This is a genomic window from Thiorhodococcus fuscus (assembly GCF_042682685.1).
Classification (GTDB): domain Bacteria; phylum Pseudomonadota; class Gammaproteobacteria; order Chromatiales; family Chromatiaceae; genus Imhoffiella; species Imhoffiella fuscus.
This window is the reverse complement of record NZ_JBHUHX010000001.1, coordinates 167,637-181,100: the sequence shown is the minus strand read 5'-3', so window position 1 is coordinate 181,100 and position 13,464 is coordinate 167,637. Positions and strand designations below refer to the sequence as shown.

11 protein-coding genes are annotated in these 13,464 nt (G+C 63.0%); 5 read left to right on the top strand and 6 right to left on the bottom strand.

The window, feature by feature from the left end:
* Positions 1–65 precede the first annotated feature (65 nt).
* From ACFSJC_RS00760 to ACFSJC_RS00740, 5 genes are all read right to left on the bottom strand, one after another.
* Positions 66–2,207 (bottom strand): heavy metal translocating P-type ATPase, encoded by a 2,142-nt coding sequence (locus tag ACFSJC_RS00760; protein ID WP_386021780.1) that lies wholly within the window; start codon positions 2,205–2,207, stop codon positions 66–68.
* 150 nt (positions 2,208–2,357) lie between these two features.
* On the bottom strand, positions 2,358–2,729 hold the full coding sequence (locus ACFSJC_RS00755) for a hypothetical protein (RefSeq protein WP_386021777.1): 372 nt from the start codon (positions 2,727–2,729) through the stop codon (positions 2,358–2,360).
* 174 nt (positions 2,730–2,903) lie between these two features.
* Positions 2,904–3,281 (bottom strand): magnetosome protein MamC family protein, encoded by a 378-nt coding sequence (locus tag ACFSJC_RS00750; protein ID WP_386021775.1) that lies wholly within the window; start codon positions 3,279–3,281, stop codon positions 2,904–2,906.
* Positions 3,278–3,490 carry a hypothetical protein gene (locus tag ACFSJC_RS00745; RefSeq protein ID WP_386021772.1) on the bottom strand — a complete coding sequence of 71 codons (213 nt, stop codon included), beginning with the start codon at positions 3,488–3,490 and terminating at the stop codon, positions 3,278–3,280. The genes ACFSJC_RS00750 and ACFSJC_RS00745 overlap by 4 nt, the downstream gene beginning before the upstream one ends.
* 869 nt (positions 3,491–4,359) lie before the next feature.
* Positions 4,360–4,719: an HMA2 domain-containing protein gene (locus ACFSJC_RS00740; RefSeq protein WP_386021770.1), complete on the bottom strand. Its 360-nt coding sequence runs from the start codon at positions 4,717–4,719 to the stop codon at positions 4,360–4,362.
* 1,322 nt (positions 4,720–6,041) lie between these two features.
* Between ACFSJC_RS00740 and ACFSJC_RS00735 the strand changes: the two genes are divergently transcribed.
* From ACFSJC_RS00735 to ACFSJC_RS00715, 5 genes are all read left to right on the top strand, one after another.
* Positions 6,042–7,310, top strand: a complete 1,269-nt coding sequence (locus ACFSJC_RS00735; protein WP_386021767.1) for an LbtU family siderophore porin — start codon at positions 6,042–6,044, stop codon at positions 7,308–7,310.
* Between the two features lie 202 nt (positions 7,311–7,512).
* Positions 7,513–8,406: a metal ABC transporter solute-binding protein, Zn/Mn family gene (locus ACFSJC_RS00730; protein WP_386021764.1), complete on the top strand. Its 894-nt coding sequence runs from the start codon at positions 7,513–7,515 to the stop codon at positions 8,404–8,406.
* 15 nt (positions 8,407–8,421) lie between these two features.
* On the top strand, positions 8,422–9,741 hold the full coding sequence (locus tag ACFSJC_RS00725) for an FGGY-family carbohydrate kinase (RefSeq protein ID WP_386021762.1): 1,320 nt from the start codon (positions 8,422–8,424) through the stop codon (positions 9,739–9,741).
* Between the two features lie 36 nt (positions 9,742–9,777).
* The gene (gene tviB / locus ACFSJC_RS00720; protein ID WP_386021759.1) at positions 9,778–11,070 is read left to right on the top strand and encodes a Vi polysaccharide biosynthesis UDP-N-acetylglucosamine C-6 dehydrogenase TviB; all 1,293 of its coding nucleotides are present in this window, start codon (positions 9,778–9,780) and stop codon (positions 11,068–11,070) included.
* Positions 11,071–11,245: 175 nt separating this feature from the next.
* Complete coding sequence (locus ACFSJC_RS00715; RefSeq protein ID WP_386021756.1) at positions 11,246–12,253, top strand: NAD-dependent epimerase; 1,008 nt, start codon at positions 11,246–11,248, stop codon at positions 12,251–12,253.
* Between the two features lie 152 nt (positions 12,254–12,405).
* On the opposite strand, the gene ACFSJC_RS00710 is transcribed toward ACFSJC_RS00715, so the two are convergent.
* Positions 12,406–13,383, bottom strand: a complete 978-nt coding sequence (locus ACFSJC_RS00710; RefSeq protein WP_386021753.1) for a recombination-associated protein RdgC — start codon at positions 13,381–13,383, stop codon at positions 12,406–12,408.
* Between the last annotated feature and the right edge of the window lie 81 nt (positions 13,384–13,464).

Below are 13,464 nucleotides of genomic sequence, written 5' to 3'. Positions count from 1 at the left end.
GGGTTTGGCTCGCCGAAGCGCGAATCCTGGCTCGGCGGTTAACGACATGATTTTGTAAACACCCTCTAAGCGAGCGTGTTCGAAATCGCCGTGCGCTTCGAGATCGGCGTCGCGTCCCCCTCGCCCTCCCTCTCACCCACGATACGCGCGCCACGGAGCGCATTCACCAGCACCGCCAGGGTCGTACCGTTGTGCAGGAGCGCGCTGGCGGCGGGTGAGAGCCGCCCCATCATGGCGCCGGCCATGATGGCGGTATTGATGCCGACGGTGGCGTTGAAGTTGGTGCGGATGACGCTCAGGGTTCCGAGGGCGATCTCACGGGCATCGGCGAGCGCGAGCAGCCGGTCGTCAGTCAGCACGATATCGGCGCTTGCACGGGCAAGGTCCGCGCCGCCTGACATGGCAATGCCGATGTCTGCAGCAACCAGCGCGGGGCCGTCGTTGATGCCATCGCCCACGAAGCCGACCCGCCGGCCTTCGCGTTGCAGCGCCTTGACGAGCTCAGCCTTTTCCTCGGGCCGAACCTCGGCGTGGACGTCATCAAGCCGAAGCGCTCGCCCGAGGGATTCCGCCTTTTCGCGACGGTCGCCGGAGATCATGACCAGCCGGTCGATACCGAGCGTGCGCAGCCTGGAGAGCGCGGCTGCCGCATCGGCGCGCAGGGTGTCGCGCAGGGCAATCAGCCCTATGGGGCCACGCTCGTTCGCGATATAGAGCAAGATCTTGCCGTCGTTGATGAGCGAGGCGAGGCGTGACGCATGGGCGCTGAAGTGAATGCCCTCGTGCTCTTCGATGTAGTGTCGACTGCCGACGATGATCCGCCCGCCTTGGATCTCGGCCGAGAGACCATGCGCGACCAGGTAGTCCACCTCGCCATGGGAGATATGCTGCAAGTCGCGCTCGCGCGCAGCCTCCACCACAGCCTGAGACAACGGGTGACTGGCATGCTCCTCGACCGAGGCGACGAGCGCGAGCAGGGCCTCCTCGGAGTAGTCGCAACTGCGGTCCAGGACCACCACGTCGGTGACCTCAAGCGCGCTATAGGTCAGGGTTCCCGTCTTGTCGAAGACCAGGGTATCGATCTCGGCCAGACGCTCCATCGCCTCGCCGCCCTTGATGAGGATGCCGCGTCTGGCCGCCTCGTAGAGACCGGACTTGAACGCGACTGGCGTGCCGAGCTTGAGCGCGCAGGAATAGTCGACCAAGAAGACCGACTGCACGCGCGTCAGATCGCGCGTCAACGCATAGACCGCTCCGGCGGCACCAAGCGTGAGATAGACGCGATTGTCCGCCAGGACATCCGCAAGGCGCTGCGTCTCCGAGGTTTGCTCGAGCGAGCTGCGGATGAAGCGCGAAATGCGTGCGGCCGTAGTGTCCTCGCCCACTCGGATGGCTTTGATGCGGAGACGACCCTCGATCAGCACCGAGCCGGCAACGACACGTTTGGGCGCCTCGCACGCAACGGGCACGTCCTCGCCGGTCACGGCGGCCTGGTTGACCAGGGCGACCCCGGCGACAACCTGGCCGTCGACCGAGATGGTTTCACCGACGCCAACGACGATGATCTCGCCCGTTCGGACCTGATCGCTGGCGACCTGGATAAGTTCATCGCCACGCTCGACCCAGGCGGCCATGGGCTGGGGACGCAGTAAGCGCCGGAGCAAGCGATCGGACTGCTGTTGGGTACGAACTTCAAAATACTCGCCGAGCGTGAGCAGGAAATCCGTGACGTTCGCGGTGTAAAGCTTACCCCGGCTCGCCGAGAGGCCGACGGCCAGGGCATCCAGAACTTCGATCTTGACCCCTTGATTGATAAGGGTATCGGCCCCCTTGAGAAGCTTGGCGCCAATGTTCAAGAAGGTGACGACACGCTGAGCCGAACTCGGCAGCAGAGGCAACAGCACCAGGGTCAGCACGCTTCTCACTAGCGGTGTGATGGCAGGATCATCCGGCTCGGGGGTGAGATCGTGCTCCGTGGTGCTCCGAGGCCGGAAGGCGGTCAGCCGATCCAAAACCCGCTCGCGCGAAATCTGCTGCGGATCGAACTGAATAACGAGGGTGCACGCGCGAACGTTGACACGCGCCTCCTCCACGCCGTCCAACATCTCCAGCCAGGAACGCAGGGTTTCGGTTAGACCGCCGCAAACGGTCGGCTGGACACGCACCCGCATCCGCCCGGGCAACTCGTGGAGGATACGATAAGGCATTGACGACATACTCGATTCCACGGTCAGCGGCCAAGGCTGCCGAATCAAAGGCGGCGAAACGAGGCTCGACGGGCGTGACGTGGTCGCGCCACGTCGAAGCCCGCAGAACCATCGATTCAGACTGGAAAGGGGGTGCTGCGCGCTCGCGGCTCAGCTGTCTTTTTTCTGACTCGCATGATGCAGCTCGGCAGCCGCGTCACCGAACTTTTCCTTCACTTCCTCGACCCCGCCCTGCAAAAGCGACCAAACCTTAACGGCCCCCTTGATAGCGGTGCGCTGCACCTGCTCGTTGGTCAACAGATAGGTCGCTGCAGCACCGATCAGCATTCCCTTCAGGAACCGATCGTTGGGCAGACCGAGCGCGGAGCGGTTGGGCTGCTGATTGAACGGCTGGGGCTGGCTGGCCGGATAGGCGGTGTGGTAGGGCATTCCAGGCTGAGCCTGACCGGAATAGCCGCCGCCGACCGAACCTCCGGGATATTGGCTTGCCCTTTGGCCCTGCTGATACTCGTTCTGGCTCATACGGAATCTCTCGTGGTTGCTTGAGTTGTGGGTTTGGTTTGAGGGGCCGTCGAAGCGCGTCGACCGAAAAGCCCGCGAAGGAAGAGCACCAGCGCTGCCCCGGTCAGGAAGCCGCCAGCGCCCTCGACAAGGTTTTTCTTCACACCGTGACGGTGAGCCTGCCCCTGCGTAGTGCTACTCATAATCCACCTCGCTGTCGCCAAATCGGCTATGGATGCCATAGACCACGACCGAGCCAATCAGGAACATGAGTCCAAGCCGCATCGCCCCCTGCTCGGCCACACTGGAGGCGATGGCGCCAGCCGCCAGGGTCGCCAATCCGGTCGTCACGGCCGCCTTCCCGGTCTCCGCCAGAGCGGCATTCGGTGTCTGCTCACCCGCTTGAAATCGGCGGAACTGCTGTGCCGCAGCCGCACTGCCACCCACGACGGCCCCCATGGTCGCCAAGCGCATCATGGCCGAACAATCCGGCCCAGCGGCCTGTTGCGGTTGAGCCGGATAGCTGGGGTGGTATGGGATCAATTGAGGTTGCGCTGCATAGGAATCGCTCATGTCTCGGGCTCCGAATCACCCGCCCCGCTTCCCTTCGACGTACCCGCACGCCCGAACAGACCCTGAATCGAGCCACTGCTCAACACCAGCGCGGCCGCCGCACCGACCAACGCCCCCTTCCAAAAATCGGGATCTTCGAAATTCAGCATTTTAGAAAGCGTGGAGAGCCCGTTACCACCGTTAGCGACCTCGCTCATGAGGTCGCTCATGCCCGGTCCAGGGCCCGCCGCAGCCCCTGCACCGGCGCCATAACCCGGCGGCGGTCCGGACTGAAAGGCCTCTGGCGGATAGGAGGGCGGCTGTGCCCAATAAGGCACCTGCCCCGGAGGCATGCCAGGCACAAAATGCGGTGGATAGGCGTGTGAGGCATAGTAGGGAGCGGCCCAAGGTCCAAATTCCGGAGGCGGGGGGGGCGTGTATCCATAGCCGTAAGCCGCCCCCCCTTGAGCGAAAGCAGGATGGGGCGATTGGTACCCGTTCAGTCCGCCGGGGTGACCACCCCGAGCATCATCATGACCCTGACCCTGAGCAGCGGATGAGGCGCGTCCCATGCCGTCAGCTGAGGAAGAGGCCCGCTCGCTGTAACCGCCAACCTCGCCCTCGTGTCGTGGTGCCGCGTACCTGGCATCGCGCGGTCCCTGAGGGGCAGGTCCGTAACCGGTATCTGGCTCGCTTCCTGGATGCTCACTCATTCGCAAATATCTCCAATACAGATCAAATTGTTGGATGGTTTTCACACAGAGGACTTCCAGGAAGACCTCTTGTGGGTGTGACTGAAGCGTTCATTTTGGGCGATGGACCTTGCTGGCTTGACCATTGCCCTTGACCGCCCGTCATCGCTTTGCAGCCACGGCGCTTCTGCCGCAAGCCATCAAACTGCGACTGCGAGCGTAACACGAATCGGAATGATTGGCGGTCATGCGGACGATCCAGAGGGGGGCGCTCTTCGGTCAGCGCCAAGGCTTGCCGCCGCGACACCTAGGCTTTGGCTTCTGTTGGGAGGCTGAACGACGATGGGGATGTCGGAATCCAGACTCCGAACGCGCCCGGCACCTAGCTCGGGTCCGGCGGTTCTCCGCTACAAGAAGGCACCAACCAATTTGAATGCCGAGCGCTCGACGGCTTTATTGATGAAGGCCCCAACGAGAGCTTTCCCAAACATGGCGCCGGCCTTGCCGACGACCGCCGGACTCACCACATCGCGCTCCTGAGCGGGACAGTCCAGACCCTTCATCGCAGCCAGCAACTCCAGGTGCGTGAGCTGCTCCGGGCTGTAGTGGACGGTAATGCTTCCGGCATGGGTGTTAAGCCGAACCTGACGGACGCCTTCAAGACTGAGCAACAGCATCTGCACCGCGCGTGCCTCTGAGGGCTGACAGCGAAAAGCAGCGGAGCGAACACGCAAACGTCCCGGAACGTGATGAATCGAGTGGCTCATGGCATTTTCTCGTGGTCGTGAAGCGAAAAAAACAATGCGACTGTTTCTCATTATATTTTTCGCCGAGCAGCAAATGCAACCAATTCTTATTTTCCATCATTCGCCACCGATCGGCCTGCGAAGAGAGAGGGGGCAAGCTTTCAGAGAACGATTAGCATTAGCGACAACACTGAAAGTCACGTATCTTTAACGTCCAGATCCCCCTAACGAGTTGTCTGAAGAGGCGAGGCAATGCTGTACTTACTAGGACAGTCCAGAGACACGCGCTTGTTTACTGTCTGTCATCAGGTTTCCGGAAGAACCCGTCTGCGCGTGCCTGCCGTGATGCAGGATCCCAGTCTGGCGACGCGGGCCGCCGCAGCTCTGCGCGAGTTGGAGGGGGTCTATGAGGTGCGCGCTAACGCCGCCTGCGCGAGCCTCGTCTTGCGGCATGAGGCATCCGCACCCTCGGCCACACGACTCGCACAAGCATTGCAGCCGGTGCTCAACCCGTCGCAACCCGAGGTCCGAAGCGACTCAGGTCTATCAAAGCGACCGCCAACCGTGAAGTCAGCACGGCGCTCGACCAGTACCGCCTCGCAGCGCAAGACGACACCCTGTGCAATTTGCCAACTGAAGCTTAAGGCCGTTCGCTGGCTCTTGGTGGATGTATGGAACTGCTGGCGCAAGTCTTGGACGCAACGCCTGCGCGACCGGACGGCCACGATCGTCGCGATGCGCAGCTCTTGAGTTCGGGCCCCGCCCGACCCGATCGAACTGTTGGTCTATATCCGCCGCCAGAACCAGATGGCTTTGCCCGCCTTTTCCACAAAACGGCGGAGCGGCCGAAGCCCCTGACTCAGCGTTGACGAGACGCACGGACTCTTAGCTCCGCAACCGACCCTCGATCGCTCCCCCTACCGACACCCGGATTCAACCGCACCTTTCGGCGCGCGATTGACCTCGCAAGTATTACGCATTAACTTTGCGTGTGATGTTGTCATTGCGAGACAGTCGTGGCTTTACAGCCAAGATGCTTTCCGATATAAACAATAACAATTATCGTTACTAATAATTACGAAACTTGACATCTGGTTTCGGGGCATCAGGGGCATCGTTCGATCATGTCGGCCCTACCCCATCCATTAGGTTGACAGAGGGCGAACCTCGACTACCAGCATGAGACCCATCGCCACTTATAACCGTTCGGCGTCCATCGCGGACTGCTGTTGCCCGATCTATTCGCGTCTTTTATACAACAATATCCCAAACCAATCTCGTGACAGCACCAAGCATCACGAGATCATCTGACACCAATCCTACGCATGCAGGAGTACGACACCATGAAAATGCTGATGCTACCAACGGCTATTGCGCTCGCGCTCGCCAGCCAGAGCCCGGCCCATGCCGAAAGCGTCGAAACCCGGCTGGAACGGCTGGAGACCCAGAACAGCGCCTTGGAGGCACAGCTCAAGCGTCAGGAGGCGCGGATCGCCGAGCAGCAGGCCCAGTTGCAGGGCGCCCCTGGACGCGTAAAGGCGATCGAGGAAGACATGGAGGACAAGCGTCTCGCAGCCGACCAGGGCCAGAGCGGCGCGAGCACCTGGTTCCGCAACATCGAGATCGCCGGTCTGATCGAGGTCGAGGGCGCCTATCTGTCGCCCTACGAGGGCAGCAACGAGAGCGATTTCACCCTCGCGACCGTCGAGCTCGGCATCAGCTCTCAGGTCAACGACTGGGTAGAGGCCGGCATCTCCTTTCTCTACGAAGAGGACGAAACCGACCTCGAGGTCGACACCGGCTACATCACCATTGCCAATGCCGACGTGACGCCTCTCTTCCTGACCGCCGGTCAGATCTACGTCCCCTTTGGTGCCTACGAGACCAACCTGGTCTCGGATCCGCTCACACTGGAGATCGGCGAAACGCGCGAAAGCGCGCTCCAAATCGGCTTCGCGCACGGCGATTTCTCCGGAAGCGCCTATGCCTTTAATGGCGACAACAAGGTCAAGGGAAAGAACCAGATCGACAGCTGGGGCGCAAATCTCACCTACGCACATGAGGAGGCAGATCGGGCCTGGGCATTCGGCGTCGGCTACATCAACGACCTGGGCGATTCGGATACCCTGCAGGACAGCATCAACGACAATCGCGTCTCAGCGCTGAATGAAGCCATCGAAGGCGGCATCGACACCAGCGACTACAGCGTCGATCCGACCGAACGCACCGCCGGCTGGACCATCAATGCTGCGGCGAACTTCGGCCCCTTCAACCTCATCGGCGAATACCTCTCCGCCACCGACGAGTACGACCCCATCAGCCTGAGCTTCAAGGACAGGGGCGCCAAGCCCTCGGCCTGGAACGTCGAGGCCGGTTACAGCTTCTCGATCATGGGCCGCGAATCGACCGCCGCCATCGCCTATCAGGGCACGGACGAGGCAGTCGCGCTGGAACTGCCCAAGGAACGCTGGCTGATCGGCTGGTCGGTCGAGGTCTTCGACAACACCGCGCTCTCACTCGAATGGGCGCATGACAAGGATTACTCCGGCAAAGACGGTGGAACTGGCGAGTCAGCCAACAGCGTCGTCGCGCAGCTCGCGGTCGAGTTCTAACGCCTCCCGCTGGGCGTCACCCAGACGGTGACGCCCCGCTCCCCGCTCCCCGCTCCCCGCTCCCCGCTCCCCGCTCCCCGCTCCCCGCTACCGCTGATTGTGAACGAGAATGTTATGTCATAACATTCACCGAACCCAAAGACCTCATCATCCATTTTCAGCGCGGCCGATCCGAGTGTCGCGCTCCGCCAAGGTCAAACAGATGCGTCAACTCAAACAGCTGATTCTGCTTTTCATTCTGGGCCTGCCGCTCGCGGTCGCTGCCGAACCGCTGCGGGTGTTTGTCAGCGTCCTGCCCGAACAGACCTTCGTCGAGCGCATCGGCGGCGCACATGTCCAGGTCGAATCGCTGGTGAAACCTGGCGACAATCCGCACACCTTCGAACCGACGCCGAGCCAGATATCCCGACTGGCCGATGCCGACCTCTATCTACGCATCGGAATGCCGTTCGAAGCCGCCTGGGTCGAGCGCATTCGCGGGGTCAATCCCGATATCCGCATCCTGGATCTGAGCGCCAACATCAAACGGCGCCCCCTGGAGGCGCACGATCACGACGATGACACCCATCATGACCATGCCGAAGAGCACGAGCACGAGCACGAAGCATCCGAGCCCGATCCGCACATCTGGACGAGCCCAATTCTGGTCGAGCGCATGGGACAGGAGATCGCTGCGGTCCTGAGCGAGATGGATCCGAGCCATGCTGCGAACTACGCAGCCAATCTCGCTGCATTCGAAGCAGATCTGGACGCGCTCGACCGCGATATCCGCGAAATTCTGAAGCCCATTTCGCAGCGCCGCTTCATGGTCTTCCACCCTGCCTGGGGCTATTTCGCCGATGCCTATGGACTCACCCAAATTCCGATCGAGCATGAAGGCAAGGAGCCCGGCCCCCGAAGCCTGGCCGCACTGATCGACCAGGCACGACACGCGGAAACTCGGGTCATCTTCGTCCAGCCTCAGTTCAGTCGCCGTGCGGCCGAGCAGGTCGCCAACGCCATCGGCGGGCGCGTCGAGTCGATCGACAACCTGGCCCCCGACTATTTCGCCAACTTGAGGCACGTCGCCCAGGTCATCGCCGACGCCCAGCGATAGACGTAAACAGACGCCATGAACCTCAAGCGTGCATGCGTCGGTGTCGACATCGGCACATCCGGTTGCAGGGCGGTGGCGATCGACGACCAGGGTAACGAGATCGCCCAAGCCAGCGCTGCCATGCCGGAGCCGCAGCGTCCTCGACCTGGCGCGGTCGAACAGGACCCCGAATGCTGGTGGCGGGCCGTCTGCGAGGTGCTGCGAACGCTCGCCGACCAGATGAAGGACCACAGGCCAGCGGCCATCGGTCTGGACGCCACCTCGGGCACCCTACTCCTCGCGAACAGCTGCGGGCAGCCGCTCGGACCGGCGCTCATGTACGACGACCGTAGCGCGATCGAGGCCGCCGAGCGAATCGCCGAATTCGCGCCAGCCGACTCGCCGGCCAGAGGTATTGGATCCAGCCTCACCAAGGTCCTGGCACTCGTCGAGCGAACCGAACCGACCTCGGATGCGCTCGCGCTCCATCAGGCGGACTGGATCATCGGCCGACTCACCGGCCGCCATGGCCTCAGCGACTGGAACAATGCGCTGAAACTGGGATACGAAACAGAGCGTCTGCTCTGGCCTGGATGGGTCAAGGCATGCATCCCGAACGGCATCCGGTTACCCCAGGTCCTGGCGCCCGGAAGCCTCATCGGCACCCTGGATCCCGCCATCGCCAAGGAGATCGGCTTCCCGGCAACCACCCTGATCCTCGCCGGCACCACGGACAGTACGGCGGCCGTCATCGCGGCCGGAGCAGCGTCCCCGGGTGACGCCGTGACCTCGCTCGGCAGCACGCTCGTGATCAAGATCCTCTCCGAGCGCCCGGTGACCGCCAGCCGCTATGGGGTCTACAGCCACCGCTTCGGCGATCATTGGCTGGTCGGCGGCGCCTCGAACAGCGGCGGACGGGTGTTGCGCCAGTTCTTCAGCGACACCGAGATCGCCGCGCTCAGCCAGAGGATCGATCCGGCGACGGACTCGGGTCTCGACTTCTATCCGCTCCCCGGCCCGGGCGAGCGCTTCCCGCACCAGGATCCCGATCTGCGCCCGCGACTGGATCCGCGTCCCGCCGACCCCGTCCGGTTTCTTCAAGGGCTCCTTGAAGGCGTCGCCGCGATCGAGGTCGAGGGATACGCGCGTCTGGCCGAACTGGGCGCCCCCGCGCCCACCCGTGTCCTCAGCGTTGGCGGCGGTGCGCGGAATCCCGTTTGGACACATCTGCGAGCACGACGTCTGGGCATCCCGGTCATCCAGGCCGAACGGCAGGAAGCCGCACTCGGAGCGGCACAGCTCGCGCTCGACTCGATGACCAAGCCGGAACTGGTCAGCCATTCGGATCCCACCTAGAATCGCCCGACCAGCAGTCAATCAGGAGATGAAGGCGTGGCGGTTTCTTTCAATCTGGACCTGGAGCATGTGCGGATCGGAGTCATCGGTCTGGGTTACGTGGGACTCCCGCTCGCCGTCGAATTCGGCAAGGGCTATCCGACGACAGGCTTCGACATCAGCCAAGCCCGCGTGGACGAGCTGCGCGCCGGGCGGGATTCATCGCTGGAGGTGGAGCCGGCCGACCTGGTCGCCGCCACTCAACTCAGCTACAGCCTGAATGCGCAAGACCTGGCGGACTGCAACTGCTACATCGTCACCGTCCCCACCCCCATCAACGAGCACAAGCAGCCCGACCTCACCCCGCTCGAATCGGCCAGCCGCACGCTCGGCGGCATCCTGTCCGCAGGCGATGTCGTGATCTTCGAATCGACCGTCTATCCAGGTGCGACCGAAGAGGTCTGCGTCCCCATCATCGAGTCGGTCTCGGGACTGGTCTACAACCAGGATTTCTTCGCCGGCTACAGCCCGGAGCGCATCAACCCTGGCGACCGCGCGCATCGTCTGCCGACCATCAAGAAGGTCACCTCCGGCTCGACTCCCGAGGTCGCGCGTTTCGTCGACGCGCTCTATGCCTCCATCATCACCGCCGGCACCCATCTGGCGAGCAGCATCCGCGTCGCCGAGGCGGCCAAGGTGATCGAGAACACCCAGCGAGACCTCAACATCGCGCTCATCAACGAGCTGGCGCTCATCTTCAACCGCTTGGGCATCGACACCCAAGAGGTGCTGGAGGCGGCCGGAACCAAGTGGAACTTCCTGCCCTTCCGCCCGGGTCTGGTCGGCGGACACTGCATCGGTGTCGATCCCTACTATCTGACCCACAAGGCGCAGCAGATCGGCTACAACCCCGAGATCATTCTCGCCGGGCGACGTCTGAACGACGGCATGGGCGCCTATGTCGCCGGACAGGTCATCAAACTCATGACGCGCCGTGGCCGGCTCGGACCTGACTCCCGCATCCTGGTGCTGGGACTGACCTTCAAGGAGAACTGCCCGGATCTGCGCAACACCCGGGTGGTCGACATCATCGCCGAGCTTCAGGACTACGGCATCCGCTGCGACGTCCACGACCCTTGGGCCAACCCGGCCGAGGCCGAGCACGAATACGGCATCCAGCCGATCGCCGAGCCCCAGGAGGCTCGCTACGACGCCATCGTCCTGGCGGTCGCCCACCGCCAGTTCGCCGAGATGGGCGTCGCGCGGATCCGCGCGCTCGGCAAACCGGACGCGATCCTCTACGACGTCAAACAGGTCTTCCCGCGCGATGCGGTGGACGGGCGTCTCTGACCGTTCGTGCAGATCGTTTCGAACCGCGAAGGCGCCAAGAGCGCAAAGAGATCGAGAGCTAGCCAGAGTCATTTGGATCGGTCCAGCGGCTCATACCTTCGTTCACCCTTCGTGACCTTTGCGCCTTTGCGGTTCATCGGCCATATCCTTCGTTATCCAAATCTACGGAGTCTCCATGAAAGTCCTCGTGACCGGCAGCGCCGGTTTCATCGGATCGGCCCTGTCGCTGCGTCTCCTGGAACGGGGCGATGAGGTCATCGGGGTCGACAACCTCAACGACTACTATGACGTCAACCTCAAGCTGGCACGGCTCGCCCGCACCCAGGATCATCCGAATTTCACGGACGTCCGGCTCGACATCGAGGACGACCAGGCACTGAGCGAACTCTTCTCGGCCGAGAAACCGGACCGCGTGGTCAACCTGGCGGCCCAGGCCGGGGTGCGCTATTCGATCGAGAATCCTATGGCCTACGTCCGCACCAACCTGGTCGGATTCGCCAACATCCTGGAGGCCTGCCGCCACAACGGCGTCGAGCACCTGGTCTACGCCTCCAGCAGCTCGGTCTACGGCGCCAACACCGAGATGCCCTTCTCGGTACACCACAACGTCGACCACCCCTTGAGCCTCTATGCCGCGAGCAAGAAAGCCAACGAGCTGATGGCGCACACCTACAGCCACCTCTATCGGCTGCCGACCACCGGACTGCGCTTCTTCACCGTCTACGGCCCCTGGGGCCGCCCCGACATGGCGCTATTCAAGTTCACCCGCGCCATCCTCGCCGGCGAGCCCATCCAGGTCTTCAACTACGGCAAGCACCGACGCGACTTCACCTATATCGACGACATCGTCGAGGGCGTCATCCGAGTACTGGACCGAGTCCCCCAGGGCAACCCGGACTGGTCGGGCGCAGCGCCCGATCCGGCGACCAGCCAAGCGCCCTATCGGGTCTACAACATCGGCAACAACGCGCCGGTCGAGCTGATGGAATACATCCGGGTGCTGGAACAGAGTCTGGGCCGCAAAGCCGAGATGGAGATGCTGCCGCTGCAGCCGGGCGACGTCCCGGACACCTTCGCCGACGTCCAGGATCTGGTGCGCGACGTCGACTACCAGCCGAGCACCCAGGTCGCGGTCGGCGTCGCGCGGTTCGTCGATTGGTATCGAGACTTCTACCAGGTCTGATCGTCTGCGGATCGATTTCCGACCCGAGAATGCTTCGGGTTTCGCAACGCTCCACCCGGGCTACGGCAGGGCGCGCCTAGCCCGGATGAAGCGACAGCGGAATCCGGTAACGACGGAACCGGCGACCGGAAAGCCATGCCCGAACGGCGTTCTCAGAAAGGCGCATCCTGGCGGGTCGGCGCCGGACCTGGCTCGGCCGAACTGGATTCGGTCGGACTGGCCGCAGCCAAACTGGTCGCGGACAGGACGAACAGTTCGTCGAAGCGGGCGATCAACTGGCGCAGCTGTAGGGCCAGGATGGCGAACTCGGCATCCAGACGCATCGCCGGGTCCATATCATCATCGTCGAGCTCCTCCAGCAGCGAATCGCCGACCCGCAGACGCTTGAGCGACAGATCCTCGGCCAGGGTGAAGCTCAGACGCTCATCCCATTCGAGGGCCAGCTTGGTCGCCCGCTTGCCGGCGCGCAGATGGTTCAGGATCTCGTCACTCGCCAGATCCTGCTTGCTGCAGCGGATCACCCCGGCATTGTCTTCCGCATCGCGCAGCTCGCAGGCATCGCCCGGGACGAAGTCGTTGGGCGCAGAGTCTTCCAGCAGCCAGCTCGACATGATGGCGGTCGGGGTTTTGCTCGGGGCGGGAAGTTTCGCGGGGAGCGACTCCAGGGTCTCGCGCAGCAATGACACGATGTCCTCGGCCTGTTTCTCGCTCGCGGCGTCGACCACCAGCCAACCGGCCTCGGTGTCCACATAGAGCTGAGTGCGGCGCGAACGGGTGAAGGCCCGTGGCAGCATCTCGTTGATGATCTGCTCGCGCAAACGGCGCCGCTCGGCACGACCGATATCGCGTGCCTCGCCGGACTCCAGCTCGGCGACGCGCTCGTCCAGGGCCTCGGCCACCGCTGCGGACGGCAGCAACCGCTCCTGCTTGCGCGCACACATCAGAAAACAGCCGCCAACCGCATGCACCAACGCGGAGGTTTCCTCGCCAAGCGGCGCGGCCCAACCCATCGTCGCTGTCTCGATTGGACCGCAGGGGCGGAAGCGCCGGGTCGCCAGACGTTCCTCCAGTTCGGCGGCGTCCAGGCCGAAGGAGGTATCCAGACGAAAGAATCGAGCGTTCTTGAACATGGTCAGCCCTGTCGAAAAAGGGCCGGAGTATGCCCGACTCGGTGCGAACTGCAAGGGGTAGTCGATCGAGCGCCCGATCAA

Coding starts and splice junctions, on each gene's coding strand:
- ACFSJC_RS00740 (WP_386021770.1), bottom strand. CDS start 4,719: ATGAGCCACTCGATTCATCACGTTCCGGGACGTTTGCGTGTTCGCTCC.
- ACFSJC_RS00710 (WP_386021753.1), bottom strand. CDS start 13,383: ATGTTCAAGAACGCTCGATTCTTTCGTCTGGATACCTCCTTCGGCCTG.
- ACFSJC_RS00730 (WP_386021764.1), top strand. CDS start 7,513: ATGCGTCAACTCAAACAGCTGATTCTGCTTTTCATTCTGGGCCTGCCG.
- ACFSJC_RS00745 (WP_386021772.1), bottom strand. CDS start 3,490: ATGAGCGACCTCATGAGCGAGGTCGCTAACGGTGGTAACGGGCTCTCC.
- ACFSJC_RS00735 (WP_386021767.1), top strand. CDS start 6,042: ATGAAAATGCTGATGCTACCAACGGCTATTGCGCTCGCGCTCGCCAGC.
- ACFSJC_RS00755 (WP_386021777.1), bottom strand. CDS start 2,729: ATGAGCCAGAACGAGTATCAGCAGGGCCAAAGGGCAAGCCAATATCCC.
- ACFSJC_RS00715 (WP_386021756.1), top strand. CDS start 11,246: ATGAAAGTCCTCGTGACCGGCAGCGCCGGTTTCATCGGATCGGCCCTG.
- ACFSJC_RS00760 (WP_386021780.1), bottom strand. CDS start 2,207: ATGCCTTATCGTATCCTCCACGAGTTGCCCGGGCGGATGCGGGTGCGT.
- ACFSJC_RS00725 (WP_386021762.1), top strand. CDS start 8,422: ATGAACCTCAAGCGTGCATGCGTCGGTGTCGACATCGGCACATCCGGT.
- ACFSJC_RS00750 (WP_386021775.1), bottom strand. CDS start 3,281: ATGAGCGATTCCTATGCAGCGCAACCTCAATTGATCCCATACCACCCC.